The organism is Ruegeria sp. BF12 (assembly GCF_056538705.1).
Window position 1 is genome coordinate 172,188 of record NZ_JBQFTP010000004.1, and the last position, 26,582, is coordinate 198,769.

The 26,582-nt window shown below is 58.2% G+C and carries 28 protein-coding genes; 16 read left to right on the top strand and 12 right to left on the bottom strand.

Going from position 1 to position 26,582, the window contains the following annotated elements:
- Positions 1–78 precede the first annotated feature (78 nt).
- Positions 79–291 carry a Flp family type IVb pilin gene (locus ACR0J0_RS09165; protein ID WP_480663187.1) on the bottom strand — a complete coding sequence of 71 codons (213 nt, stop codon included), beginning with the start codon at positions 289–291 and terminating at the stop codon, positions 79–81.
- A gap of 353 nt (positions 292–644) precedes the next feature.
- Between ACR0J0_RS09165 and ACR0J0_RS09170 the strand changes: the two genes are divergently transcribed.
- On the top strand, positions 645–1,514 hold the full coding sequence (locus ACR0J0_RS09170) for a lytic transglycosylase domain-containing protein (protein ID WP_480663189.1): 870 nt from the start codon (positions 645–647) through the stop codon (positions 1,512–1,514).
- Between the two features lie 43 nt (positions 1,515–1,557).
- Here the strand turns inward: ACR0J0_RS09170 and ACR0J0_RS09175 are convergent, their stop codons facing one another.
- From ACR0J0_RS09175 to tldD, 5 genes are all read right to left on the bottom strand, one after another.
- Positions 1,558–2,184, bottom strand: a complete 627-nt coding sequence (locus ACR0J0_RS09175) for a CoA transferase subunit B (protein ID WP_170426692.1) — start codon at positions 2,182–2,184, stop codon at positions 1,558–1,560.
- Positions 2,184–2,888, bottom strand: coding sequence for a CoA transferase subunit A (locus ACR0J0_RS09180; RefSeq protein WP_480663191.1), 705 nt, complete (start codon positions 2,886–2,888; stop codon positions 2,184–2,186). The genes ACR0J0_RS09175 and ACR0J0_RS09180 overlap by 1 nt, the downstream gene beginning before the upstream one ends.
- Positions 2,889–2,991: 103 nt before the next feature.
- Positions 2,992–5,631: a type I DNA topoisomerase gene (gene topA, locus ACR0J0_RS09185; protein WP_480663193.1), complete on the bottom strand. Its 2,640-nt coding sequence runs from the start codon at positions 5,629–5,631 to the stop codon at positions 2,992–2,994.
- A gap of 164 nt (positions 5,632–5,795) precedes the next feature.
- Positions 5,796–6,929 carry a DNA-processing protein DprA gene (gene dprA, locus ACR0J0_RS09190; protein WP_480663195.1) on the bottom strand — a complete coding sequence of 378 codons (1,134 nt, stop codon included), beginning with the start codon at positions 6,927–6,929 and terminating at the stop codon, positions 5,796–5,798.
- Positions 6,930–7,170: 241 nt separating this feature from the next.
- Complete coding sequence (gene tldD / locus ACR0J0_RS09195; RefSeq protein WP_480663197.1) at positions 7,171–8,592, bottom strand: metalloprotease TldD; 1,422 nt, start codon at positions 8,590–8,592, stop codon at positions 7,171–7,173.
- Between the two features lie 176 nt (positions 8,593–8,768).
- Between tldD and coxB the strand changes: the two genes are divergently transcribed.
- From coxB to ACR0J0_RS09255, 12 genes are all read left to right on the top strand, one after another.
- On the top strand, positions 8,769–9,680 hold the full coding sequence (coxB, locus tag ACR0J0_RS09200; RefSeq protein WP_480663199.1) for a cytochrome c oxidase subunit II: 912 nt from the start codon (positions 8,769–8,771) through the stop codon (positions 9,678–9,680).
- Between the two features lie 84 nt (positions 9,681–9,764).
- Entirely contained in the window at positions 9,765–10,721 is a 957-nt protein-coding gene (gene cyoE, locus ACR0J0_RS09205; protein WP_480663201.1) for a heme o synthase, read from the top strand.
- The gene (locus ACR0J0_RS09210; protein WP_239336011.1) at positions 10,718–10,879 is read left to right on the top strand and encodes a hypothetical protein; all 162 of its coding nucleotides are present in this window, start codon (positions 10,718–10,720) and stop codon (positions 10,877–10,879) included. The genes cyoE and ACR0J0_RS09210 overlap by 4 nt, the downstream gene beginning before the upstream one ends.
- Positions 10,879–11,454 carry a cytochrome c oxidase assembly protein gene (locus ACR0J0_RS09215; protein WP_480663203.1) on the top strand — a complete coding sequence of 192 codons (576 nt, stop codon included), beginning with the start codon at positions 10,879–10,881 and terminating at the stop codon, positions 11,452–11,454. Before ACR0J0_RS09210 ends, ACR0J0_RS09215 begins: the two co-directional genes overlap by 1 nt.
- A gap of 22 nt (positions 11,455–11,476) precedes the next feature.
- Complete coding sequence (locus tag ACR0J0_RS09220) at positions 11,477–12,292, top strand: cytochrome c oxidase subunit 3 (RefSeq protein ID WP_480663205.1); 816 nt, start codon at positions 11,477–11,479, stop codon at positions 12,290–12,292.
- A 169-nt stretch (positions 12,293–12,461) separates the two neighbouring features.
- Positions 12,462–13,139, top strand: a complete 678-nt coding sequence (locus ACR0J0_RS09225) for an SURF1 family protein (protein WP_480663207.1) — start codon at positions 12,462–12,464, stop codon at positions 13,137–13,139.
- Positions 13,136–14,524 carry a threonine synthase gene (gene thrC / locus ACR0J0_RS09230; RefSeq protein WP_480663209.1) on the top strand — a complete coding sequence of 463 codons (1,389 nt, stop codon included), beginning with the start codon at positions 13,136–13,138 and terminating at the stop codon, positions 14,522–14,524. The genes ACR0J0_RS09225 and thrC overlap by 4 nt, the downstream gene beginning before the upstream one ends.
- Positions 14,521–15,783 (top strand): M16 family metallopeptidase, encoded by a 1,263-nt coding sequence (locus ACR0J0_RS09235; RefSeq protein ID WP_480663211.1) that lies wholly within the window; start codon positions 14,521–14,523, stop codon positions 15,781–15,783. The genes thrC and ACR0J0_RS09235 overlap by 4 nt, the downstream gene beginning before the upstream one ends.
- On the top strand, positions 15,783–16,367 hold the full coding sequence (locus ACR0J0_RS09240) for a GNAT family N-acetyltransferase (RefSeq protein ID WP_480663213.1): 585 nt from the start codon (positions 15,783–15,785) through the stop codon (positions 16,365–16,367). Before ACR0J0_RS09235 ends, ACR0J0_RS09240 begins: the two co-directional genes overlap by 1 nt.
- Before the next feature lie 4 nt (positions 16,368–16,371).
- On the top strand, positions 16,372–16,998 hold the full coding sequence (locus ACR0J0_RS09245) for an imm11 family protein (protein WP_480663215.1): 627 nt from the start codon (positions 16,372–16,374) through the stop codon (positions 16,996–16,998).
- 85 nt (positions 16,999–17,083) lie between these two features.
- On the top strand, positions 17,084–17,902 hold the full coding sequence (locus tag ACR0J0_RS09250) for an MBL fold metallo-hydrolase (protein ID WP_480663217.1): 819 nt from the start codon (positions 17,084–17,086) through the stop codon (positions 17,900–17,902).
- A gap of 38 nt (positions 17,903–17,940) precedes the next feature.
- A complete protein-coding gene (locus ACR0J0_RS09255) occupies positions 17,941–19,356 on the top strand; it encodes an FAD-binding oxidoreductase (RefSeq protein WP_480663219.1) in 1,416 nt (471 codons plus the stop codon).
- 33 nt (positions 19,357–19,389) lie between these two features.
- On the opposite strand, the gene ACR0J0_RS09260 is transcribed toward ACR0J0_RS09255, so the two are convergent.
- From ACR0J0_RS09260 to ACR0J0_RS09270, 3 genes are all read right to left on the bottom strand, one after another.
- Positions 19,390–19,872: a fasciclin domain-containing protein gene (locus ACR0J0_RS09260; protein WP_480663221.1), complete on the bottom strand. Its 483-nt coding sequence runs from the start codon at positions 19,870–19,872 to the stop codon at positions 19,390–19,392.
- A gap of 170 nt (positions 19,873–20,042) precedes the next feature.
- Entirely contained in the window at positions 20,043–20,582 is a 540-nt protein-coding gene (locus tag ACR0J0_RS09265) for an adenine phosphoribosyltransferase (RefSeq protein WP_480663223.1), read from the bottom strand.
- A 79-nt stretch (positions 20,583–20,661) separates the two neighbouring features.
- Positions 20,662–20,796 (bottom strand): hypothetical protein, encoded by a 135-nt coding sequence (locus tag ACR0J0_RS09270; protein WP_480663225.1) that lies wholly within the window; start codon positions 20,794–20,796, stop codon positions 20,662–20,664.
- 106 nt (positions 20,797–20,902) lie between these two features.
- On the opposite strand from ACR0J0_RS09270, the gene ACR0J0_RS09275 reads away from it, so the two are divergent.
- Positions 20,903–21,076, top strand: coding sequence for a hypothetical protein (locus tag ACR0J0_RS09275; RefSeq protein WP_480663227.1), 174 nt, complete (start codon positions 20,903–20,905; stop codon positions 21,074–21,076).
- 4 nt (positions 21,077–21,080) lie between these two features.
- Here ACR0J0_RS09275 and ACR0J0_RS09280 read toward each other — a convergent pair whose 3' ends face one another.
- Positions 21,081–21,710: a LysE family translocator gene (locus ACR0J0_RS09280; protein WP_480663228.1), complete on the bottom strand. Its 630-nt coding sequence runs from the start codon at positions 21,708–21,710 to the stop codon at positions 21,081–21,083.
- 52 nt (positions 21,711–21,762) lie between these two features.
- Positions 21,763–22,779 (bottom strand): DUF418 domain-containing protein, encoded by a 1,017-nt coding sequence (locus ACR0J0_RS09285; RefSeq protein WP_480663230.1) that lies wholly within the window; start codon positions 22,777–22,779, stop codon positions 21,763–21,765.
- A gap of 199 nt (positions 22,780–22,978) precedes the next feature.
- Between ACR0J0_RS09285 and ACR0J0_RS09290 the strand changes: the two genes are divergently transcribed.
- Complete coding sequence (locus tag ACR0J0_RS09290; RefSeq protein ID WP_480663232.1) at positions 22,979–23,845, top strand: alpha/beta hydrolase; 867 nt, start codon at positions 22,979–22,981, stop codon at positions 23,843–23,845.
- 9 nt (positions 23,846–23,854) lie between these two features.
- Here the strand turns inward: ACR0J0_RS09290 and ACR0J0_RS09295 are convergent, their stop codons facing one another.
- Positions 23,855–24,727 carry an S-methyl-5'-thioadenosine phosphorylase gene (locus ACR0J0_RS09295; RefSeq protein ID WP_480663234.1) on the bottom strand — a complete coding sequence of 291 codons (873 nt, stop codon included), beginning with the start codon at positions 24,725–24,727 and terminating at the stop codon, positions 23,855–23,857.
- 203 nt (positions 24,728–24,930) lie between these two features.
- On the opposite strand from ACR0J0_RS09295, the gene ACR0J0_RS09300 reads away from it, so the two are divergent.
- Complete coding sequence (locus tag ACR0J0_RS09300) at positions 24,931–26,565, top strand: SulP family inorganic anion transporter (RefSeq protein WP_480663236.1); 1,635 nt, start codon at positions 24,931–24,933, stop codon at positions 26,563–26,565.
- The last annotated feature ends 17 nt before the right edge of the window (positions 26,566–26,582 follow it).

A 26,582-nucleotide genomic window follows, 5' to 3' on the forward strand; every position in this document is an offset into this window, starting at 1 on the left:
TTGGAGTTTCTGAAAAAATGGGGGCCAAGCTGAAACAAGCCAGGCCCCCATCAAAGAAAACTCAGAGTATCTGAGTTATTATTGCTGCGTGAAGTCTACGTCAGGATTCTGAACAGCGCCTTCAACTGTGGTCAGCGCGGTTCCAACTTTCTTTGAAACTTTGCCGGTGCCTTCACCGATCTGAGTGTAGGCAACTGCTGCCAGGCCAACAACGGCTGCGGTCAGAACGACCCAGTCAACTGTTACGGCGCCGTCTTCGTCTTTGCGGAAGTTCTTGATGAACTTGATCATGTTACGTCCCTCCTAAAGGATCAAAAAAGTCACTTAAACCTTGGCGTCTCCCAGAGCTTTCTCTCTCAGTCCGCTCCCGACCGTCTCGGTATGGCACTATGATTGCCTGCTGTGCGTGGCAGGAATTGGGCCAAACCCCATTTTTTTTGGTGGGAGTTTAACTTTTTGGTAGTTTTTTGTGTAAGGCATTGAAAAGAAATGAATAAAAATTCAATGCGACCGATGTAGCCTTGTTTGGCCGATGCAAAATTGCGGCAAATGAGGCGAAATTGCCCCATTTCGCATTGTTTTTCTGGTCTTACGGGCGGATTCGAGGTTCAAATCAACCAAAAGAATAAACATGAGGCAGGCAAATGAATCTCCGGGACGCAATAACTTGCGCCGGCTTAGCGGTGTTGGTGGTGTCTGGCCCAGTGCCAGCAGTCGCAAGCGAGACCGAGCCAAGGGGTGTCTATAAGCGGGTGAAGGCGCCGAAGCCGGGAACGCGGCCCCGCGTCACGGTACAGATAACAGCCGAGCAACATGCGACGGCACCTTCCGCCCCAAGTACCGGCACTGAGATCATTGTACCCGAGATCATTGCGCGCACGCGGGTCGTGCCCGCCGCAGTGCCGGGTGCTGTTGGCGCAGTGAATAAAGCGGTCGGATCTTATAAAGCTTTTTGGGAGAGGATCTCACCCGCACTGGCCGAGTCCGAGTCTGGGCGGCTGGACGATGCCATAAACGCGCTGGCAGCCACAAACATCTCTTCGCCAAGGTTGCAGACGTTGCAGAACATCGCCGAACAGCGCGGCGTTGATATTCTGCGTTCAACCATTGGTACAAATGTTTCTCCGGCACTGGTGCTGGCCGTTATTTCGGTGGAATCGGCCGGGCGTACGGATGCCGTCAGTTCAGCCGGGGCACAGGGATTGATGCAGTTGATGCCCGCCACTGCCAAACGCTTTGGCGTCAAGGACAGCATGCAGCCGTCACAGAATATCTCAGGCGGGGTGAAATACCTGAATTGGCTGATGGAAGAGTTCGGTAATGACCCGATTCTAGTGCTGGCCGGGTACAATGCAGGCGAAGGCGCCGTGCGAAAACACGAAGGCGTGCCGCCCTATGCGGAAACGCGTGACTATGTGCCAAAGGTTTTAGCAGCGTTTCAAGTGGCCCGTGCCTTGTGTTCAACGCCGCCGGAGTTAATTTCGGACGGATGCGTCTTTCAAACCGGGAATTGAAAAAGGCCCGCTCGCGACCGGCGGGCCTTTTCTATGATCGGAATCAGTTGACGATATTAGCTTCGGTTGCAGCGCGAATCTCGTCTTCGGTCACGCCTTCGGCGATCTCGATGATCTTCAGCCCGCCATCGACCACGTCCAGAACGCCCAAGTTGGTGATGATGCGATTCACCACCTTCTTGCCGGTCAGGGGCAGGGTGCATTTCTTCAGCAGTTTGGATTTTCCGTGCTTGTTGGTGTGATCCATCACCACAATTACGCGGCCAACGCCTGCAACCAGATCCATTGCGCCGCCCATGCCTTTGACGAGCACCCCGGGAATCATCCAGTTGGCCAGGTCGCCCTCTTCATCGACCTCCATCGCGCCCAAAACCGCGGCTGCGATCTTGCCACCCCGGATCATGGCAAACGAAGTAGCACTGTCGAAATATGATGTGCGCGACAGTTCGGTGATCGTCTGCTTGCCCGCGTTGATCAGGTCTGCGTCCTCTTCACCCTCGAAGGGGAAGGGACCCATGCCCAGCATACCGTTTTCGGACTGAAGGGTGATGTCTTTGTCACCCACATAGTTCGCCACCAGCGTCGGAATCCCGATGCCGAGGTTCACATACATGCCGTCTTCCAACTCTTGTGCGGCGCGGGCGGCCATTTGATTACGGTCCCAGGGCATTATGCTTCCTCCTTCTTACGGGTGGTGCGTTGTTCGATGCGCTTCTCGTGCTCGCCCTGAATGATGCGGTGCACGTAGATACCGGGCAGGTGAATCGCGTCAGGGTCCAGCGAGCCGCGCGGTACGATCTCTTCCACTTCCGCGATGCAGATCTTGCCGCAGGTTGCCGCGGGCGCGTTGAAGTTGCGGGCGGTCTTGCGGAAAATAAGGTTGCCAGTGTCGTCGGCTTTCCAGGCTTTGACGATGGCCAGATCGGCAAAGATGCCTTCTTCCAGAATGTAAGTCTCGCCGTTGAAGTCTTTGTGCTCTTTGCCTTCAGCGATCACAGTGCCCACGCCGGTCTTGGTGTAGAAACCGGGGATGCCCGCACCACCGGCGCGCATACGCTCGGCCAGTGTGCCTTGCGGGTTGAACTCCAGCTCCAGCTCACCGCTCAGGTACTGGCGCATGAACTCGGCGTTTTCGCCGACATAAGAGCTGATCATCTTTTTGACCTGCTTGGTCTGCAGCAGGATGCCGATGCCGAAATCGTCGACGCCAGCGTTGTTCGACGCAAAAGTCAGGTTCTGAGCACCCGAGTCCTTGATCGCCTCAAGCAGCAGCTCGGGAATACCGCACAGGCCAAAACCGCCCGCCGCGATCATCATGCCGTCCGAAATCACTCCATCGAGCGCTTCGGTGGCATTGGCATAGACTTTCTTCATGGAAAACTCCCCCAATGACATGGTGATGGCGCAGGTTGTGCCGCCACGTCACGGGGAAGTCAATGAAACCAAGGGGTAGGTGGTATTTCTACCTAGCCGACCGTCAGGTGGCCGCCTTTTTGGTCGTCTTCTTGGCAGCGGCTTTCTTTTTCGGTGCAGCCTTTTTCTTGGTGCCCTTTTTGGCCGCGCGCTCGTTGACCAATTCGATGGCCATTACCTGCGTCACGTCTTCGGGCTTGATGTCCTTGGGAATGGTCGCATTGACCTTTTCCCATTTCACATACGGTCCATAACGCCCATCCAGAACCTGCATTGCGCCACCATCTGGGTGATCGCCCAATTCCTTCAACGGTTTGGCTGCCGCGCGACGGCCCCGCCCGGGGTTGGCACGTTTTTCGGCCAGCATCTCGACAGCGCGGTTCATGCCGATCTCAAACACGTCGTTGGGGTCTTTGAGGTTGGCATAGACCGGCTTGGCCTCTTCCGGCAACTGATGCATCAAATAGGGTCCGAACCGCCCGAAATTCGCACTGATCAAGCCGCCCTCGGGGTGTTCACCGATCTGGCGCGGCAGACTGAGCAAGGTCAGCGCCTTGTCCAGATCCATGTCATCCTTGTTCCAACCGCGCGGCAGAGACGCGCGCGGCGGCTTCTTGTTTTCAGGTGTCGGCTCGCCACGTTGAACATAGGGACCAAAGCGTCCGGATTTCAGCCAGATCTCATCACCTGAGTCTTCGCCCAGCAGGCGTTCATCGCCCTCGGCCCCCTCACCAGCGATGGGGCGGGTATATGTGCATTCGGGATAGTTCCCGCAGCCCACGAAACCGCCAGTCCGGGATGTTTTGAGGTGCAATTGACCCACACCACACTTCGGGCAGATACGCGGATCGGATCCATCCTCACGTGGAGGATAGAGCTGCGGTGCCAGCGCCTCGTCCAGCTTGTCCAGCACTTCCGAGATGCGCAGTTCGGACGTCTCGCCGATCGCCGCTGAGAAATCGCGCCAGAACTTGCCCAGCAGGTCCTTGTAGTCGCGGTCCCCGGCGCTGACGTCGTCCAGTTGCTCCTCCAGATTTGCGGTGAACTCGTAGCCCACATATTGCCGGAAAAAGTTCAGCAGAAAGATGGTGACGATCCGGCCCTTTTCCTCAGGGATCAGCCTGTTCTTGTCCTTGCGCACATACTCCCGGTCCTGAATCGTGGTCACGATCGAGGCATAGGTCGACGGGCGACCGATCCCCAACTCTTCCATCCGCTTGACCAAGGTGGCCTCGGTATAGCGCGGTGGGGGCTGCGTGTGGTGCTGCAGCGCCAGAACGGCTTCATTCTCCGACAGAATGGCTTCTTTCGCGACCTTGTCGCCAGATTCACTGGTCGCCTTCGCGAACTGATCCCGCAATGAGGTTTTGGCAAAGCGGGCCGGATCACCCTGCATGATCTGAGGCAGGCGCTTTTCGTCTTCGTCGGCTACATCATCGCGGCCTTCTTCGTAGACGCGCATGAACCCGTCAAACAGAACCACCTGACCTGTGGCGCGCAGACCGACCTGACCGTCATCGCTGCCGATCTCGACCGTCGTACGTTCCAGCCGGGCCGCAGCCATCTGACAGGCAATCGTGCGCTTCCAGATCAGGTCATATAGCTTGCGCTGATCCTCATCCGTAACCTTCAGAGCCTTGGCATCGCGCGACATATCCGTCGGGCGGATACATTCGTGCGCTTCCTGCGCGTTTTTGGCTTTGTTTTTATAGATGCGCGGGCTGTCCGGTACGTATTTGGCGCCGTAGCGATCGGTGATCGCGTCGCGGGTGGCAGCCACAGCTTCGGGCGCCATGTCGATGCCATCGGTCCGCATGTAAGTGATGTAACCCGCCTCATACAGCCGCTGCGCCACCTGCATCGCATGGCGCGCGCCCATGCCGAACTTCCGGCTGGCCTCTTGCTGCAGGGTCGAGGTCATGAAGGGGGCACTGGGATTGCGCGCTGCCGGCTTTGCCTCAACCGATGTCACGCTTAGAGCGCGGCTGGTGATAGCCTGAACCGCCAACTCAGCCTGTGTCGCGTTGGCCAGATCGTGTTTGTCCAGCTTTTTACCGGCCAGAGTGACCAGGCGTGCCTCATAGGTCTGTCCGCGCGGCGTTTCGAACAGTGCCTTGACCGACCAGTATTCAACCGGTTTGAAGGCCTCTATCTCCATCTCGCGCTCGACGATTAGGCGCAGACAGACCGATTGCACACGACCAGCGGACTTGGCGCCGGGGAGTTTGCGCCAAAGGACCGGAGACAGGTTGAACCCAACAAGGTAATCCAGCGCGCGACGCGCCAAATAAGCCTCGACCAGCGGCATGTCGACTTCGCGCGGGTTTTGCATCGCTTCGGTCACAGCGTCTTTGGTAATCGCGTTGAACGTGACGCGGCTGACTGGTGTGTCTTTCTTAATTGACCGACGCTTGGTTAGCGCTTCCTGCAAGTGCCAGCTGATGGCTTCACCCTCGCGATCAGGGTCGGTTGCAAGGATCAGAGCATTGTCTTCCTTCAGGGCGTCGGCGATCGCCTTGACGTGCTTTCGGCTGTCGTTTCCGACTTCCCATTTCATCTCAAATTCATGCTCGGGATCGACGGATCCGTCCTTTGGCGGAAGGTCACGTACGTGGCCGTAAGACGCAAGAACCGTGTAGTCGGGGCCAAGATATTTATTGATTGTTTTGGCCTTGGCAGGAGATTCTACAACAACTACAGGCATTTAAGGGAAAACCTCGCTCGACAGAATGTACGCCTTCTATGGTCGTGCAAAATGTGGAGGGCAAGGGCGAATTGTCAATGCGTTCCTTTGAAGGTGGAAATAACGCGGTAATATCAGGTGGATACACGGCGCCAAACCAAAGGGCGCGGCAGGGCGAATCCGTGTTACGCCGTCAAAGACAGCAAACCGCCCGGTTGCCGCTGGATGCGCCCATCAAGTTCCAGATCGATCAGTGCAGGGCCGATTTCTCCGGCCGTTGCGGCGATATCTCGGATCAACTGGTCCTCGGCAATCGGGGACGGCCCCAATCGCGACAGGATTTCCTTGTGCAGCGCGACGCCGGTGATGAATGGTTCATCCGGCATGTGGGGCAGGGAAGGGCTTTCGACATCGCAATTTGCAACCTGTTTTGGCAGTGCCTCAATGACATCTTCAGCAGATCGCACCAATGTCGCGCCGTCTCGGATCAGCAAGTTGCACCCGGCAGCGCGGGCGTCGAAAGGGTGACCGGGCACCGCCAGAACTTCGCGCCCCTGATCCAGGGCGTCCCGCGCCGTGATCAGGCTACCGGACTTTGCGGCGGCTTCAACAACGACGACCGCTTGCGCCAGCCCTGAAATGATTCTGTTTCTGCGCGGAAAGTGACGGGCCTGCGGTGTAACGCCCATCGGTTGTTCGGATACGCGCACGCCTGTTCTGGCAATCTGGTCCGCCAGTGCTGCGTTTTCAGCCGGGTATACTACATCCACCCCGCCTGCCATTACTGCGACGGTGCCCGTTTCCAACGCCGCCAAATGGGCCGAGGTATCGATGCCGCGTGCCAGGCCGGATACCACGACATGACCTTGCTTACCCAGATCTGTCGCAAGCCCTCGTGCCATACGCGCGCCAAGCGAGGAACAATTCCGTGCCCCGACCAAGGCAATCGAACTTCTTTGCAAAAGAGATGCATTGCCAATGGCCCAAAGCATCGGCGGGCCATCGGAGAGATCGTTCAGTGCTGAGGGGAAATCGGCGGACCCAAGGCACAGAAGTTTCGCATGTGCGGCTTTTGCGGCCTTGAGCTCCGCCTCAATCACACCGGGCGGGCAAATTTCATACCCCTCAATTCCGGCAGCGCGTGCCATTTCCGGCAGCGCGGCCAGCGCATTCTGCGCCGAGCCATGTTCCCGCAGCAGCCGTCGAAACGTCGCCGGACCGACCTTGCGAGAGCGCAACAGGCGAAGCCAGGAAAACCGATCCTCTTCCGTGGTGGGTGGGAGTGTGGGGTGATTGGAAGATAGCTGCTCTTCGGTCATCCGTCGCTCCGCCTGATTGCAGAACTGGTTTACGACTGCCGGGGTTAACAGCTTGTGAATCGCGTCAAATTATTCGGATAATTTTCGGGGAATGGCGCCTGATCTCGATTAATGCTTTGAAATACAATTGAAAAATAACCCGCGAACTTTATGCGGTTACGCAATGAAACTCTGGAACACCAGTCAAATGAGAGCGCAACGTTAACCCTGCGCTCTCGACTGATCGCCAAGCGAATCCCGATTATGCGGCCGATCCGCCAACCGTCAGGCCATCCATCAGAACCGTCGGCTGCCCGACTCCGACCGGAACCCACTGGCCGTCTTTGCCGCATGTTCCCATACCCGGATCCAGCGCCATGTCATTGCCCAGCCCGCGAATACGTTTCAAAGCTGACGGACCGTCCCCTATCAAGGTGGCGCCTTTCACGGGCGCGCCGATCTTGCCGTTTTCGACCCGGTACGCTTCGGTGCAGGAGAATACGAACTTGCCGTTGGTGATATCGACCTGACCGCCCCCAAAGCCTACAGCCCAGATGCCGTCTTTGATGTCGGCTACCAGCGCGGCCGGATCGGCATCGCCGCCCAGCATCACCGTGTTCGTCATCCGCGGCATTGGTTTGTGTGCATAGCTCTGCCGCCGTCCGTTACCAGTGGGGGCAACCCCCATCAGACGCGCGTTCTGACGGTCCTGCATGTAACCGGTCAGGACACCGTCCTCGATCAGAACCGTCCGCGAACTTGGCGTACCTTCGTCATCAAGCGTGATCGACCCGCGCCGATCCGGGATCGTGCCGTCATCCACCACCGTTACCCCTTTGGATGCGATTTGCTGCCCCATGAGGTCGGCAAAAGCCGAGCTGCCCTTGCGGTTGAAATCGCCTTCCAGCCCATGCCCGATGGCCTCATGCAGCAGGATACCGGGCCAGCCGGGACCCAAGGCAACTTCCATCACACCGGCAGGCGCGGGAACCGCGTCAAGATTGACCAGTGCGATCCGCAGCGCCTCTCGCGCCTTGTCCTGCCAGTCGGCCGGGTCGATCAAACCGTCCAGGCCAACGCGACCACCGCCGCCGGTCGAGCCGCTTTCACGCCGGCCGTTCTGCTCGACGATGACCGAGACGTTCAGGCGCGTCATTGGGCGCACGTCCCGGACCAGAATGCCATCGGGGCGCAGGATTTCCACCTCTTGCACAGCGGCGGCGATTGTTGCGCTGACTTGCACGACGCGCGGGTCCAGATCACGGGCGAAGGCGTCGATCTCGCGCAGGGTCTCGATCTTGACTGGGAAGGCGGCGGATTCGATCGGGTCCTCATCTGTGTATAGGCGGGTATTGGTAGCGCGCGGCGCGTCCGCCAACGTGCCGCCCCCGTCACCGACAGCCAGGCGTGCCGTCTCGGCAGCCCGTTTCAGGGCCGGAATGGATACGTCTGTGGAGTGCGCGTATCCGGCGACCTCACCCTGAACTGCGCGCAGGCCAAACCCTTCTGAGGCGTCATAAGACGCAGTGCGCAAACGACCGTCGTCAAAGACCAGTGACTCGGATTTTCGCCGTTCGACAAACAATTCTCCATCCTCCGCCCCGGAGGTGGCGGACCTCAGAACTGCAAGCGCTTCGTCCTGCGGAATAGCGCTTTCAAAGGGGCGAAACGGGTCGTTGGGCATCGGTTGGGACCTTTCGGGTTTGATCCAGATCAAAAATAGCGTCTGTTTGACGCAAGCATTTTGCTTTATCTACCCGTCGGAATATGGTTTTTAACGCGGCCAAAGACAACGGGAGAGGTGCGACCGATTCACACCTTTTCGCCAGAGAAGCTAAGATCAGACGATCAGGACAGAAAATGAAGAATGCTTTGATGCTTTCGGGGTTCATGACAGCCCTCTCCAGCCTTCCCGCCATGGCTCAGGAGCTTGAGATTATTGGTAAGCCGGTCGATGGCGGCCTCGGGTTCCAGCCCGCGGCTACCAGCTTGGCTGAAGGAATTCAGCGACTGGACGCAATGATTCTGGTGATCATTACCGTGATCTGCTTGTTCGTCGCTGGCCTGCTGATCTACTGCATCGTGCGCTACAACCAGCGCTCGAATCCTGAGCCTGCGCGATTCTCTCACTACACGCCGGTCGAGATCGCATGGACCCTCGGCCCGATCCTGATTCTGGTCTTCATCGGCGCCTTCTCGTTGCCGGTTCTGTTCAAGCAGCAGGAAATTCCGGAAGGTGACGTGGTTATCAAAGTCGTGGGCAACCAGTGGTACTGGACTTACGAGTATGTTGATCATGATTTCGCGTTCGATAGCTATCTGCTGGGTCACCCGGCCACGCTGGACGAAGGTGCCCGCCCGGCCGATGCGGACGTAACTCCGTTTGTTCTGGATGATGCGATGCGTGCGAAGCTGGCGGATGCCGGTTACAGCGATGACGAATGGCTGCTGGCCACCGATACCGCTGTTGTCGTGCCGGTTGGCAAGATCGTTGTCATGCAGGTTACCGCGTCGGACGTGATCCACTCGTGGACCATCCCATCCTTTGGCGTGAAGCAAGATGGTGTGCCGGGTCGTCTGGCCGAGCTGTGGTTCCAGGCTGACAAGGAAGGTGTCTACTTCGGTCAGTGTTCGGAACTGTGCGGCAAGGACCACGCCTACATGCCGATCACGGTGAAAGTGGTCAGCCAAGAGGCCTACGATCAGTGGCTGCAGGGCGCACTGGAAGAGTACGCAGGTCAGCCGGCATCCTACCAGGTTGCTTCGAACTGATAGCCCGCGCGGGCAAATACCCCGCGCTTTGAACACAGCAAGCTGCGCGGGTTTCGCGCGGCTTTCGCCCCAAAAGGACCAGAAATGAGCGACGCAAGCATCAATGCCAGCACTGTGACCGCCAAATCCCATGCGGATGAGGCCGGCTTTGGCGATTACTTCGCCTTGCTGAAACCACGTGTGATGTCGCTGGTCGTGTTTACGGCTTTGGTTGGCCTGCTGGCCGCTCCGGTCCCTGTGCATCCCTTTGTCGGATTTTGCGCCATCCTGTTCATCGCTATTGGCGGTGGCGCGTCCGGCGCTCTGAACATGTGGTGGGATGCCGATATCGACAAGGTGATGAAGCGCACCAAAGGTCGTCCGATCCCGGCTGGGAAGGTTGAAGAAGGCGAAGCGCTCGCGCTGGGACTGGCACTTTCCGGGCTGTCCGTGATCATGCTGGGGCTGGCGACGAACTGGTTCGCCGGAGCCTTCCTTGCCTTCACGATCTTTTTCTACGTCGTCATCTACACGATGTGGCTGAAACGATTGACCCCTCAGAACATCGTCATTGGCGGTGCGGCAGGGGCGTTCCCCCCGGTCATTGGCTGGGTTGCCGCGACGGGGTCGATGTCGATTGAGCCTTGGCTGATGTTCGCCCTGACTTTCATGTGGACGCCACCACATTTCTGGGCGCTGGCGCTGTTCATGCGCTCGGACTACGACGATGCTGGTGTTCCGATGCTGACCGTGACCCATGGCCGCCGCGCCACGCGCTGGCACATTCTGGTTTACACGGTGCTGCTGGCGTTGCTGGCTGTCGGAACTTCGTTCTCGGGCATTGGTGGCCCGATCTACCTGACGGTTGCTGTCGTTATGAACGCCCTGTTCCTGCGCGGAGCGTGGCGGATCGCCCGCCGGACCGAGGACGATTCAGAAGCTGACAATTTCAAAGTCGAGCGCTCTTTCTTCAAACTGTCGCTGCTCTACCTGTTCCTGCACTTTGGCGCGATTCTGGCCGAAGCGCTGCTGAAACCCTATGGGCTGGGAGGCTGGTCATGAGCCTGCGCAAAAGCCACGAACTGCACCAACGCCGGTTTAGCCGTAACCTTGGCGTCGGCCTGACGCTGGCCGCTTTCATCGTGATCATTTTTGGCCTGACGATCGTCAAGGTCTCGGGCACCGATTTCAGTCTGGCGACGCAAGAGGTGCAGAACTGATGGCGTTGACGGGTCCGCAGAAGACAGTCGCCCAGACGGTGGGTGTGGTTGTCCTGATGGGCAGCCTGGCCTGGGCTTCGGTTCCGTTTTATGACTGGTTCTGCCGTGTCACCGGTTTTGGTGGCACAACAGGCGTGGCCGAGACCGCTCCGGAAGATATTCTGGACCGCAAGGTTACCGTCCGCTTTGACGCCTCTAAGGCCAAGGACATGGCCTGGGAATTCAAGCCGGTCGAACGCGAAATGGAAGTGCGGATCGGTGAAACCGGACTGGCCTTCTATGAGGCCTATAACCCGACCGACCGCCCCATCGCCGGGCAGGCGTCCTACAACGTGGCGCCTTATTCCGCCGGTGGATATTTTCAGAAAATTGCCTGCTTCTGCTTTGAAGAGCAGGTGCTGCAGCCCGGCGAACGGGTTCAGATGCCGGTGACCTTTTTCGTCGACCCTGAAATGGTCGAAGATCTGGAAGCCAAATACGTGCATACGATCACACTGTCGTATACATTCTACGAAATTGACCTGCCCGAGGGCTATGCCGCCCTAGAGACGCAGGCTGATACAACAACGAACTAACGCCTGTAGGTGAGGGACGCTGATGGCACACGCAAAAAACCATGATTATCACATTCTGGCCCCGTCGATCTGGCCGCTGATCGGCGCAGTCGGCGGCTTTGTGATGTTGTTCGGAGCCGTCCTGTGGATGCACGGCATTACCCCGTTCATGTTCTGGGCCGGTCTGATTGCGGTTCTATACACCATGTTTGCCTGGTGGTCCGAAGTTGTGGCCGAGAGCCGCGCCGGTGATCACACGCCAGTCGTTCGCATTGGCCTGCGCTATGGTTTCATCCTGTTCGTGATGTCCGAGGTGATGTTCTTCTTTGCCTGGTTTTGGTCGTTCTTCAAACATCGCATGTACCCGATGTACGACTATGCCGGCACCGAGTACATCCAACCGGATATCCACGCTGTTGACCCGTTCCATCTGCCGCTGATCAACACTCTGGTCCTGCTGCTTTCGGGCTGCGCGATCACCTGGGCTCACCACGCTTTGGTCCACGACAACGACCGCAAGGCGCTGATCAATGGTCTGGCCATCGGTATCGTTCTGGGCATCGCGTTTACGTTCCTGCAGGCCTTCGAATATTACGAATTGCTGGCCCATGATGGCTGGGAATTCGGTGGCGACCAGTTCTATTCGAACTTCTTCATGGCAACCGGTTTCCACGGCGCGCACGTGATTATCGGGACGATCTTCCTGACCGTCTGCCTGATCCGGGCTCTACGTGGTGATTTCACACCCGAAAAGCACGTCGGATTTGAGGCGGCCGCATGGTACTGGCACTTCGTTGACGTCGTCTGGCTGTTCCTGTTCTTCGCCGTTTACATCTGGGGTCAGGCCCCGCTGATGTGACGCCGGTCAGCTGATCCAATTGCAAAAGCCGCCCTATGGGGCGGCTTTTTCTCTATTCCGGGCGCAATATTGCGCCCGATACAATTGTGAGGTTGCTTTTCTGCAGGCGCAGCCCTTAACAAGACGCCGGCTCTTGCAGAGCCTTCGAATAATCTAACCTGGTCCTGACATGCGGCGCATTCTCTTCCTGCTGATTTTTGGTTTTGCCGGACTGGCGGTCCTTGTGTCGTTGGGTGTTTGGCAGGTTCAAAGGTTGGCGTGGAAGCAGGGCGTGCTGGCCGAGATCGACAGCCGGATCTCAGCGGAACCGGTCGGTTTGCCCGATACTGTCTCGCCTGATGCCGACAAGTACTTGCCGGTCACGATCACCGGCGACTTGGAGCCGGGCGAGATACACGTTCTGGTCTCGGTCAAGCAGGTCGGGGCAGGGTACCGTATCATCCAGTCTTTCAGCACCGAGGACCGGACTATTTTGGTGGATCGCGGCTTTGTTCCCGTGACGGCCAAGCAAGACAAGCGCCTCAAAGGTTCTATGGAGGTCACCGGAAACCTGCACTGGCCGGACGAGATCGACAGCTACACGCCCGAGCCGGACATTGACGATAACATCTGGTTTGCCCGCGATGTGCCCAATCTGGCGGCAGCTCTGGGGGCCGAGCCGATCCTGCTGATCGCGCGCTCGCAAACCGACCCGGGAATCACGCCCTTGCCTGTCGATACAGCGGGCATCCCGAACGACCACCTGCAATATGCAATCACCTGGTTTGGCCTCGCCCTGGTTTGGGCCGCGATGACCGGGTACTTCCTGTGGCGCAATCGCGCCCCTTCTGAGAGTGACGCGACATGAAATACATCTCGACCCGCGGGCAGGCGCCCGAACTGACGTTTGAAGAAGCGATGCTGACCGGGCTGGCCCGTGATGGTGGCCTGTATCTGCCTGCTGAAATCCCGGTTATGACACAGGACGAGATCGCGGCGCTGGCGGGTCTGCCCTATGAGGAAATCGCGTTTCGAGTAATGTGGCCCTATGTAAGCGGGTCCTTCGCAGAGGACGAGTTCAAAGAGATCATTGCCCGCGCTTATCAGGGTTTTGGTCATGACGCCCGCGCACCCTTGAAGCAGCTGAACGAGAACCACTTCCTGCTGGAGCTGTTCCACGGACCCACGCTGGCGTTCAAAGACTTTGCCATGCAACTGATCGGCCAGCTGTTCCAGGTGGCGCTCAAGCGGCGCGGAGATCGTGTGACCATCGTGGGTGCGACAAGCGGCGATACCGGATCTGCAGCGATCGAGGCGTTCCGGGGATTGGACGCGGTAGATGTGTTCATCCTGTTTCCGCATGGCCGTGTCTCGGAGGTACAGCGCCGTCAGATGACCACACCGGCAGACAGCAACGTGCATGCGCTGGCCGTGGATGGCGATTTCGACGATTGTCAGGCCGCGCTGAAGGACATGTTCAACGATTTTGATTTCCGCGACGGGGTGAAGCTGGCAGGGGTGAACTCGATCAACTTTGCGCGGGTGCTGGCCCAGATCGTCTATTACTTTTCGGCTGCCGTCAGTCTCGGCGTACCGCACCGCAAGGTCAGCTTCACTGTGCCGACCGGTAATTTCGGTGACATCTTTGCGGGCTATCTGGCCAAGCGCATGGGCCTGCCGATTGACCGTCTGGTGGTTGCAACCAACCAAAACGACATCCTGCATCGCTGCCTGTCAGGCGACGGATATTTCAAGGGTGACACTATCCCTTCGATCAGCCCGTCTATGGATATTCAGGTCAGCTCAAACTTTGAACGCGCGCTGTACTATGCCTATGGCGAGGATGGCAGCGCTGTGGCTCAGTTGATGGATGAGCTTAAGAATGGTGGTTTCAACGTAAGCCAGGGCGCGATGGAAGCCCTGCGTGAGAATTTCGACTCGGGAAGAGTGTCCGAAGACGAAACGCTGGAAACGATCAAATCCACGCTGGATCATAGCGCTGAACTGGTCTGCCCGCACACTGCCGTCGGTATCAAGGTCGCCGAAGAGCATCGCGCCGCCGACGTGCCGATGATCACACTGGCCACTGCACATCCGGCGAAATTCCCGGCTGCGGTCGAGAAGGCCAGTGGTGAACATCCGCCTCTTCCATCCCGCATGTCTGATCTGTATGAACGTCCGGAACGGGTGACCCGCATTGCCAATGATCTGGGCACCCTTGAGGATCATATCAGAAGGCATATTGCTGAGTGACTGTCAGACAAGACCAACTGAAGAACGGATTTCGTATCGTCAGTGAACAAATGCCGGGGCTGCAATCGGCGGCCATCGGCATCTGGGTGACCGCCGGCGGGCGGCATGAGCGGATCGAACAGAACGGGATCGCGCATTTCCTTGAGCATATGGCGTTCAAGGGAACCAAGCGTCGGTCCGCCTTGCAAATCGCCGAAGCGATCGAGGATGTGGGCGGCTATATCAACGCCTATACTTCGCGTGAAGTTACGGCCTATTACGCGCGCGTTCTGAAAGACGACGTAGCGCTGGCAATGGATGTGATCGGCGACATCGTTCTGAACCCAGTTTTCGACCCGCGTGAGATTGAGGTCGAGCGCGGCGTGATCCTGCAGGAGATCGGTCAGGCCTATGACACGCCCGACGATGTGATCTTTGATTGGTTGCAGGAGCAGAGCTATCACGACCAGCCTCTGGGTCGCACCATTCTGGGCCCGACCGAACGCGTCAGCGCGTTCTCGCGCGAAGACCTGTCCGGTTTCGTGTCTGAACACTATGGCCCGGACCAGATGATCCTGTCCGCAGCTGGAGCCGTGGACCACGATGCGTTGATGAAAATGGCCGAAGAGATGTTTGGCCATCTTCAGCCGCGCAAAGGGCTGATCGCCGAGCCCGCACGCTTTACTGGCGGTGAAGCGCGGCAGGAGAAAGAGCTGGAGCAGGCCCATTTCGCGTTGGCGCTGGAAAGCCCCGGCTATCGGGACGATGAGATCTACACGGCACAGATTTACTCCACCGCTTTGGGCGGGGGTATGTCCTCGCGCCTGTTTCAGGAGGTGCGTGAGACGCGTGGCCTTTGCTACACGATCTTTGCGCAGACCGGGGCGTATGCCGATACCGGCACAACGACAATCTACGCTGGCACATCGGCGGATCAGGTCGCGGAACTGGCCACCATCACCATCGATGAGATGAAACGCGCCGCCGAAGATATGAGCGCCGAAGAGGTTGCGCGTGCCCGCGCGCAGATGAAAGCCGGAATGCTGATGGGGCTGGAAAGCCCCTCAAACCGGGCAGAGCGTTTAGCGCGTCTGGTGCAGATTTGGGACCGTGTGCCATCGCTTGAGGACACGGTTGCCAAGATCGACGCCGTCAGCACTGGTGATGTCCGGGCGTTCGCCGAGAAGATGGCGGTCCAGGCCCCGGCGGCCCTGGCGCTTTATGGCCCGGTTTCCGCCGCGCCGACACTGGCTGAATTGCAGGAGAGGCGCGCGGCGTGATGCTGTTGGGCAGACGCAAGCTGAAACTCGAAACCGAGCGCCTGAGTTTGCGCCCGCCCGTGCATTCCGATTTCAACGATTGGGCGGCTTTGCGGCGTGCGTCCAAGGAGTACCTGACGCCGTGGGAGCCGGTCTGGGCCAAGGACCACCTCAGCCGGAAATCCTTCACGAACCGGGTCTATTGGGCGCAGCGCTCTGTCGCGGGCGGTACTGCGATCCCTTTGTTTCTGTTCCGCCGCTCTGATGATGTGCTGGTCGGGGCTATCACTCTGGACAATGTCCGCCGTGGTCCGGCACAGGCCGGGACATTGGGATACTGGACCGGTCAGTCATTCGCCCGGCAGGGTTATATGCGCGAGGCCATCGGCGCCGTCGTTCATCACGCTTTCACCCGGTTGGACCTCAGCCGGATCGAGGCCGCCTGTTTGCCCGAGAACAAACCGTCACGTGGCTTGCTGGAAAGCTCGGGGTTTAAATACGAGGGCGTGGCGCAATCGTATCTGCAGATCAACGGGCGGTGGCGGACGCATGTGCTGTATGCCAGCCTACGGTCAGACCGGCGCGGAAAGACCGACGCGGGGTAGGTCGATGGCGCGGGCAAAACAGCCAATGATCTGGATCAGCGATGCGATGGTGAGCGTTTCAAGCATCAAAGGGTTTGAGGCAGACATTGTCCTGAGGGATATGGAACGCGCTGTTGAAGCTATGAAGCGAAACAGACTTGGAGAACCGCAGTCAGAAGACTGTTTCCCGAAAGAAATGTACGCGAAGTACAACGACAAAAAGGAAAAGAAGCAGCCTGATTTCTTTATGGCTGGAGGTCTGTGGACGGTGTCTTCCGCGTGTGCAGCGGTTCTGCACCAGTTTGATCTCGGTGAAGGCAATCTCTACCCTGTCAAACTTTTTCAGCATGATCGTACCACGCCGGTTGAAGGCGAGTATTTCTGTTTGAACTTCGGTGCGCAAAAGACGGCCGTTCTGACTGATCAATCTCCGCGCATAGATAAACCGTATGAAAACCACGACATTTGGGAACCGCCAGGCGCAATGCAAGACAAGGATATTGCGGTCAGTACTTCGGCCCTGGATGGTCCAGACATCTGGATGGACACGCAAATGCGAGATGCGTTTTTTGTGAGTGATCCGTTGGCTCAAGCGTTGCGTGCAGCAAAAGTTTCCCGTCCTTTTAAGCTGCGGAAGTGCATGGTTCTCTGAACTGCTCTGGACGACCTAACGCGTGAAAGCACTGATGCAAAATCTACAGGCGTGACTTACCTTCGTTCTGCGCTACACTCCGGATATGCGCTGGGTTGTGGCAGCATTGATGGTGGTTTCAGGCGCGGCTGCGGCGCAGGAGCGGCGGCCGAGCCACTGCATTGCCATTGCGGACGCGGCACCGGGGATCGAGTACCTTCACAAAGCTGCCTGGCAGGACCCGGTGCCTGAGTTCTCGGTCAGGATCAGCTATATTGCACACGCGTCCTTCCTGATTCAGACCCAAGGCGGGTTGAATGCGGTGACGGACTTCACGGGCTTTATCGGTAGTGCTGATCTGATCCCGGATGTGGTGACGATGAACCATGCCCACAGTACACATTGGACCGCACACCCGGATCCTGCCATCCCAAATGTGCTGCCGGGGTGGGGCGAGTTTGGTCAGGGGATAGAACACTATCTCGATCTGGGCGAGATGCTGGTGCGCAATGTTTCGACCGATATCCGATCCGCCTATGCCGGAGTGGAAGAGCGCGGCAATTCAATCTTTGTTTTCGAGGTCGAAGGGCTGTGCATCGGGCATCTGGGTCATTTGCATCATGTGCCTTCTGACGAGCAATTCGCGGCGTTGGGGCGACTGGATGTGGTCATGGCCGCCGTCGATGGCGGCACGACGATGCCTTTGCCTGACATGATCACGGTGCTTAAGCGGCTGAAGAGTTCGGTTATCATTCCGATGCACTGGTTCTCGGGCTTTTCGCTGGACCGGTTTCTGGTCGATATCCGCAACGACTTCCCCGTCGAGCGGAAAGGTGTGTCAGAAATCACCGTGTCCCTACGGACCCTGCCGGATCGTCCGACCGTTGTCGTTCTGGAGCCGCAATACCTCATCGATTTGGAATAGGGCTTGCCCGGAGGCTGTGCCTTGGGCAAGGAAAGGGTATGAGACTGAACCCTGCCGATGAAAGTTTTGCCCAATCGATCCGCGCCGCCCTGGGGAACGACGTATTGCGCCCCGTGGAGGATCGGTATCTTGAGGAGCCGCGCCGCAGGTTTGCCGGTCATGTGGGCGTATTGGCGATGCCACGGACGGTCGAAGAAGTCTCGACCCTTGTGCGGTTGGCTTCAGATGCAGCAGTTCCAGTGGTGCCTTACGGCGGCGGCACCGGGCTAGTGGGTGGGCAGGTCATGACCGACGGCCCCGCGCCATTGCTGATCTCGTTGGAGCGCATGTCAAAAATTCGCGCGGTCTATCCGACTGAGAACATCCTGATTGCCGAAGCGGGTGCCGTTCTGGCCGATGTTCAGGCTGCGGCGGAAGAGGCCGACCGGCTGTTTCCGCTGGCGTTGGCCGCACAGGGGTCATGCCGGATTGGTGGCAACCTTTCGACCAATGCGGGCGGGGTCAATGTGCTGCGCTACGGTAATGCGCGAGATCTGTGTCTGGGCCTTGAGGCCGTTCTACCGAACGGCGAAATCTGGCACGGTCTTAGCCGTTTGCGCAAGGACAACACAGGGTACGATCTGCGCAACCTGCTGATTGGAGCGGAAGGCACGTTGGGGATCATCACGGCCGCCTCATTGAAATTGTTTCCGCGCCCGGCTGAGGTTGGTACTGCGATGTTTCAGGTCGCTTCGCCAGAGGCGGGCATAGACCTGTTGGCTCTGGCCCGCGATCAGGTGGGCGAGGGGGTCAGCACTTTTGAATTGATCCACAAGCAAGGTCTGCAATTCCTGTCCGAGGTTTTGCCCGACGTGCGGCAACCCTTTTCGACGCAGCCTGAATGGTCAGTTTTGATTGAATTGGGGCTGTCAGGTGGCGTGTCACCGGCCGAGGCATTGATGGCGCTGTTCGAGACGGCTGAGGCAGGCGGGTTTGTCCGCGATGCTGTTGTTGCCCAAAGCGAGGCGCAGCGAGATGAGCTATGGGCCGTGCGTGAGCGTATCCCCGAGGCAAATCGGTTGATCGGATCGGTCTCCAGCCACGATATCTCGATCCCGATCTCGCGCATTCCTGAGTTCATTCAGCGCGGTTCCGAGGTAGTTAATGCGTTGGGGACGTTCCGCATCAACTGCTTTGGGCATTTGGGCGATGGTAATCTCCACTACAACGTCTTTCCACCTCAGGGGCGCGACAGGTCCGACTATGACGCGCAACGCCAAGGCTTGAAGAGCGCGGTCCATGATCTTGTCGAAGCGTTCGGTGGTTCCGTCAGTGCGGAACACGGTATCGGCCGCCTTAAAACGTATGACCTGGAGCGTTATGGTGATCCGGTTAAACTGAGTGCTATGAGGGCAATAAAGACGGCTCTTGATCCGAAAGGCATCATGAACCCCGGGGCCGTTCTGAAAGGGTAAGCGCGGCCCGGAGACCAAGGCCGCGCACAGGATTTATGAAGCAGGCAGAATGACCTTGTCGATCACATGAATGACTCCATTTGAAGTCTCAATATCTGCCTGAACAACGTTGGCGTCATTGATCATCACGCCGTTGTCCAGATCCACCGTGATTTCTCCGCCCTGAACTGTCGCAGCGGTCATGTCATCCGACAGATCGCCGGACATCACTTTTCCGGGGACCACGTGATAGGTCAGGATCGCAACGAGCTGATCCTTATTTTCGGGCTTGAGAAGTGTTTCAACCGTGCCTTCGGGCAGGGCGGCAAAAGCCTCGTCTGTTGGAGCGAAAACGGTGAACGGACCTTCGCCCTTCAGCGTATCGACCAATTCTGCGGCCTGAACGGCTGCTACAAGCGTTTCAAAGCTGCCAGCGCCGACAGCGGTGTCGACGATATCCTTGGAGTGGCCATCAGCATACGCGGCCGTTCCGACCAAAATGCTTGCGACACCGGCAATTGCGAGTTTGCGAAACATGATAAGTAATCCCTTGTTGGGATGCCCTTGGTGGCATCAACCGGGATACGGGTAGTCGTCGCAAAAAGATCATTGGATGTGGCGATTAATAAGAGTTGACCCAGCAAAAAACCGCGCTAAGCCAGCGCGGTTTCAGATTTCTACACAAAAATATGTGAACGCGAGGGCGCTCAGAGGCCCTCGAACTCGCACAGGACGTGGACGTCCATGCCCAAGTCCTCAAGCACTTTCCGCCCGCCCAGCTCGGGCAGGTCGATGATGAACGAGCATGAAACGATCTCGCCCCCAAGCCGTTCGATCAGCTTGATCCCGGCGGCAGCCGTGCCACCCGTGGCCAGCAGATCGTCGACAACGAGGATTTTCTCGCCCGGCTGGATCGCGTCATCGTGAATTTCGACGATGGCCTCACCGTATTCCAGTTTGTAATCCTGGCTGATCGTGGTGCCGGGCAGCTTGCCCTTTTTCCGGATCGGCACAAAGCCAACGCTCAGCTGGTGGGCGATGGCACCGCCAAGGATGAAACCCCGCGCCTCGAGGCCCACGACCTTGTCAATGCGTTCACCGGCGTAGGGGTGGAGCATCTGATCGATCGCCATGCGAAATCCGCGCGGGTCGGCGAACAGCGTGGTGACATCCCGAAACATGATCCCTTCATGTGGGAAATCAACGATGGTCCGAATGTAATCCTTGACCGACTTGTTCCTGGACATGGCGAACCCCTTTGGCGTCAAAACACGCTGGGGTGTTTGGCCCATCGGGGTCAGTCATGCAAGGAAAGATTGCGCTCGCTTACTTGCGACGTTTCGGCAGCGCGTTCGGCAGGCCGTAATAGCGGTACAGCGTGTCGGGCAACCACGACAGGTGCGGTTTGCGCCAATTGCGCTGGTCTCGCAAAAGAAATGCCTGAGCAGCATGAAGGTTCATTGCCATAATCCTTTTTTATTGTTAGGTGCTCGATAACTACAACCTCTATGCTATGTATATACAATGCATCGCGAATAGAATCAAGGTCTGGATGGGGACGGTGCGCGTGGGAAAGAAAGACGGTAAAGTTTCTACTAAGAAAAACAGTCAGTTGGTCCTGCGTCTGGATAAGGATGAGCGGGACGCTTTTGTTGAGCTGTGTAAAGAACTGGACACCTCAGCCGCGCGGGAAATCCGTCGGTTCATTCGCGGGTTTATGAAAGAACACGCCGAGGATTGAACCCTCAGGCCGGGCGGCGCAGAACGGCAGTGGCCACACCCATCCCGATAAGTGTTAAGCCTCCGAAGCGGGTCATGGCGGTGATGACACCTGTTCTGCCAATAACCCGGCGCAGGCGATCCGCGAGCAGGGCATAGGCCAAGGCATTCAGCCATGCCAGGCCTACAAAAGTCGCTATCAGAATTGCGAATTGCGGGCCCAGCGGGTCGGCCGGGCGTATGAACTGCGGCACGAAAGCGATGAAGAATGCGATGGATTTTGGGTTCAGCGCCGTCACGGCAGCCGCATGGCCAAATACGCTGTGGGCAGTGACATCGCGTTCAGTGGCCACTTCCTCCATTCCACCCGAAGGTACGCTGCGCAGCAGTTTGATCCCCAACCAAATCAGATAGGCAGCGCCCACCCATTTCAGCACCGAAAACAGTGTGGCCGAAGCCAGAACCAGCGCGCCCAGTCCCAAAAGCGAGGCTGTCATGGCGACCAGATCGCCAACGGCAACCCCAGTCGCGGACGCAACAGCTACGCTGCGCCCTTTGGACAGAGCGTAGCTGAGCACCAGCAGAACAGTTGGGCCGGGGATCAGCAGCAATGCAGTAGACGCGGCCACGAAGGCAAGCCAAAGGTCAGGAGACATGGGAAATCCTGTGATTGAATCCCAACTACCAAGCCCTGACCGGGACCCGAGGTCAAGCCCTGCGTGGCTGCGTTACCCTACGCATCAATGCTTCAAGCGGGCCGCGCTTGAATTTGCTGGACCACAGAAGGGCGTACACGGACGAAGCCGCACAGAACCCGAGCGCATACGCCACGATTTGCGGTGCACTGAGGGACCCGTCCAGAAGTCCGGCTTCTTCCAGTATGCCCATGCCGATCAGGATATGCGCCACGTACAAGGTCAGGCTTTGCCGACCCGGCGCGGTCAGCATTGGACCAACGCGCAGCTTTTCGATCCCCGGCCAGAGCTTCAGCAACAACCCGATCACAACGCAAGCCGAGCCGGTCCCCGCAACAATGTAAAACGGCCCCGGAGGAATGGCTTCGGAACCCAAATACAGCGCCAGTTCCGGTTCCGAGACCAGCATTTGCGGGAACAGCGCCAACACTGCGGCTCCGAACCCCCACATGATCAGCCGATGCTGAATACAGATCGTATGCAGTTCAGATCGCCCGAGGGCCATGCCGATCAGTAGAAACGCAGCCCAGGGAAAGACCGGATGCCAGCCGTTGAAGAACAGGTTGCGCATGAAGCCGGGCACGCTCCACAGGTCGGTGTATGTCAGCGTGTCCCAGTCCCAGCCCTGGTCGTAGTTGAAGACCATGGTGGCAATGAATGCCAGTGCTATCACCCCCAATGACCCCAGCCACAATGCACCCGCAGGGGTAGTCAGGAAAACCGCACCGACCACGAAGTACACCGCGTAGAAATGCAGGATGTCGGCGTCAAAAACGGTCATATTGATTAGACCCAGTACGAATAGAAAGGCCGCGCGTCGCAGCAGAACTGGCGCCGAAACATCCGACAGCCCAATTCCGATGCCAGCCAGAATGACAAACAGGGCCGCCGCACGACCCTCCAACGAGTCGATCAGGATCGAAGCCCAGTCGTCGCCCGGTGCAACCTGTGCCGCGATGCGAAAATTCACCAGAACCATTCCGCAAAAGGCCAAAAACCGGGCTGCGTCCAATGCCTCGAGACGTTTCATGCGATCCCTCAGTTTCGCCAGTGGTTGCCGAAACAAATCGGGAGGTTCCGCATGTGATTTCAAGACGTTCGGGCAAAAAGAACCCAAGCCGTGCAAGGTGGCAACATGTATGAAGATTGGATTAAGTATGGTCCACGCGGCTTGAATCAGGTCCTGCCGCCACCAACCTTGGGGCGCAACGCAACAATCGGAGAGACCGATGGTTCAGATACATCTTGCAGACTCGGACGCGGCTCCTGAAGCCGCCCGGTCGAGAACCGCGCGGGTAAAAGGCATTCTGATCCTTTTGGTCCCGGTGTTGGCAGTGATCTATGCCGGAATCGTTGGGTATATGTACGTCAACCAGCAATCCCTGCTGTTCAAACCCGCCGGTGAATTGCCAGCGCCAAACACAGTCGGTCTGGCGGATGTTGATACCGTTTCCCTGACGATGTCGGATGGCACCGAATTGACTGCATGGTCTGCGCCGCCGGCATCTGAGGGCGCGCCGACGGTTTTGTTTTTTCATGGCCAAACCGGCAATCTGGGCGACCGCGCAGACCGGATGAGAGAGATCCTCAACAGCGGTTTCGGCCTGTTGGCCCCCAGCTATCGCGGATATCCGGGCAGTGAGGGCGAGCCATCCGAGGTGGCGCTGATTTCCGACGGGATCCAGATTTACGATCAACTTGATGGGGAAGGCGCGGACATTGTTCTGCACGGTCAAAGTCTTGGAACCGCAGTGGCCGCCGCCGTCGCGGAACAGCGTCCAAATGCAGAGCTATTGGTTCTTGAGGCGCCCTTTACAGCGACGGTCGACGTCGCGGCGGAGAGGTACCCCTGGTTACCCGTGCACGCTCTGATGCGGGATCAGTTCGCGACGCGTGACCTGATCAAAGACATCACGGTGCCCACCCTGATTTTCCACGGGACCGAAGACGAGACGGTCCCGCTGCATCATAGTGAGGCACTGGCGGCTATGGCGGGGGATACTGCTGAGATCCACGTCATCCCGGATGGCACCCACAACGACCTCTGGTCGCATGGGTTGTGGGATCAGGTTCAACAGTCCTTGCCAGCGAACTGAGTGTGCTGATCAGAGAACCCGACCGGCAACTGCATCCAGTTTGGCCAACAAGGTGGGGTCGCGTTTCTCCGGCGCGGTCAAGATGGCATATTCCAACGCGCGGTCGCAGCCATGGGGGCAGGGCTCGCGCTCGGATCCCAGCAGATCAGGCAGGCCTTTCACCAGCGCGCGACCTTTCTCGGCATTTCCTGTCAGAGTGGCGATGATTGAGGTCACGTCCACCTCGCCGTGATCCGGGTGCCAACTGTCATAATCGGTGACCATGGCAATCGAGGCGTAACAAAGCTCGGCCTCACGCGCGAGTTTGGCTTCGGGCATGTTGGTCATCCCGATCACGTCGCAGCCCCATTGCTCGCGGTACATCCTGGATTCTGCCAGGGTCGAGAACTGCGGCCCCTCCATCGCCAGATAGGTGCCGCCGCGATGGATGTTGATTCCGGCGGCTTTGCCGGCGGTTTCGCAGGCGTCAGACAGGCGCGGGCAGGTGGGGTGTGCGACGCTGACATGGGCAACGCAGCCGGCTCCGAAAAAGCTCTTTTCGCGCGCGAATGTTCGGTCGATGAACTGATCGACGATCACGAAATCCCCTGGCGCCATATGCTCGCGGAATGACCCGCAGGCCGAGACCGAGATCACATCCGTCGCGCCCAGCCGTTTCAGTGCGTCAATGTTGGCCCGATAAGGGACTTCGGTTGGGGAATGCACGTGACCGCGGCCATGGCGCGGGAGAAAGGCCATATCCACGCCATTCAGCGAGCCAGTCAGGATTTGGTCCGACGCATCCCCCCAAGGCGTTTCAACCGTGACCCATTCCGCATTTTCCAACCCGTCGATGTCGTAAATGCCTGATCCGCCGATGATGGCAATTCTGGTCTTGGTCATGGCTGCTCTCCACGTGAAAAAACTGTCCCGGAGTTTCTGCGTGGCCGTTGTGGGTTTGGCAAGTGGCTTCAAGGGTTTGTGTAGTGCGCTCGTCAGCTATGCGTCTTGCGCATATCAGGGTCCCGCTGGGCGCGGTATCTAACGGCAGTCATGACAGGTAAAAGGCCCCTTTCGCGCGAACATACAAATCCACAGGACGTCCCATGCCACGAGCCATGCTGGCAAGTTTTGCCAATCGTATAGCCAAACCCGATCTCCGCTGGGTTCCTGACGAGGGGCTGACTGTCTCGCGCCTGAGGATTGAACTGCTGTCCGGCCTGACGGTTGCTCTGGCACTGGTTCCGGAAGCTGTGGCTTTTGCATTTGTTGCTGGGGTGCACCCGCTGGTAGGTCTTTACGCCGCCTTCATGGTGGGCCTGATCACCGCGTTAATCGGTGGGCGTCCGGGCATGATTTCGGGTGCAACCGGCGCTTTGGCCGTTGTCATGGTGGCGTTGGTTGCCGAACACGGGGTGGAATACCTGTTCGCCACGGTGGTTTTGATGGGTATTCTGCAGGTTATTGCCGGCGCAATGCACTGGGGCCGCTTCATTCGATTGGTGCCGCATCCGGTGATGTTGGGCTTTGTGAACGGACTGGCCATCGTGATCTTCCTGGCGCAGATGGGACAGTTCAAAGTTCCGGGCAGCATGGAGAATACGGGTCACGGCATGGGCGGCGGCGAATGGCTCTCGGGTCTGCAGCTTTACACCATGCTGGGTCTTGTTGCACTGACGATGGCCGTGATCTGGATCATGCCGCGTATCACGCGGATTGTGCCTGCTCCGCTGGCCGGGATCGTAGTTGTAGCTGCGCTGGTGATCGGTTTTGGGTTGGATGTGCCACGCGTTGGCGATCTGGCGTCGATCGAGGGCGGGCTGCCGCAGTTCCATATCCCGATGGTGCCGCTGAACTTTGACACCCTAGAAATCATCTTGCCTTACGCCGTGATTCTGGCCGCAATCGGCCTGATTGAATCCCTGCTGACGCTGAACCTTGTCGGAGAGATCACCGGCAAACGGGGTGGAGCGTCGCAGGAATGTATTGCACAGGGTGTCGCCAACGTCGCCACCGGCTTCTTCGGTGGCATGGGTGGTTGCGCCATGATCGGTCAGTCGATGATCAACGTGAAATCCGGCGGCCGCACGCGCATCGCTGGGATCGCGGCGGCGCTGTTCCTGCTGATCTTTATCCTGTTCGCTTCGCCTCTGATTGAGCAAATCCCGCTGGCCGCACTGGTCGGGGTGATGTTCATGGTGGTGATCGGAACCTTTGCCTGGAACTCGTTCAAGATCATGCGGAAAGTGCCGTTGATGGACGCTTTCGTCATCGTACTGGTGACTGTCGTGACAGTGATGGAAGACCTTGCGGTTGCTGTGGTCGTCGGCGTGATCGTCTCGGCATTGGCTTACGCCTGGAACAACGCCAAGCGCATCCATGCAGTCACACGGGAATCGACCACGGAAGAGGGCGCAAAGGTCTATGAAATTCAGGGGCCGTTGTTCTTTGGCTCGTCTGATGGCTTTGTCGAGCTGTTTGATGTGCCGAACGATCCCGACATCGTCATCGTTGATTTCGCCGAAAGCCGCGTTGTGGACCAGTCGGCTCTGCAGGCAATTGAAAACATCGCAGCCAAATACGAAGCCGCGGGCAAACGTGTGATGCTGCGTCACCTCAGCCGCGATTGTCACAAGCTGCTGAACAAGGCCGGTCACCTGATGGTCGACAGCGACGACGACCCGGATTACGAACTGGCGGTCGATTACTCTGTCCGCACCGGCATTCTGGGCGGGCACTGATAGAAAGGCGGCCGATT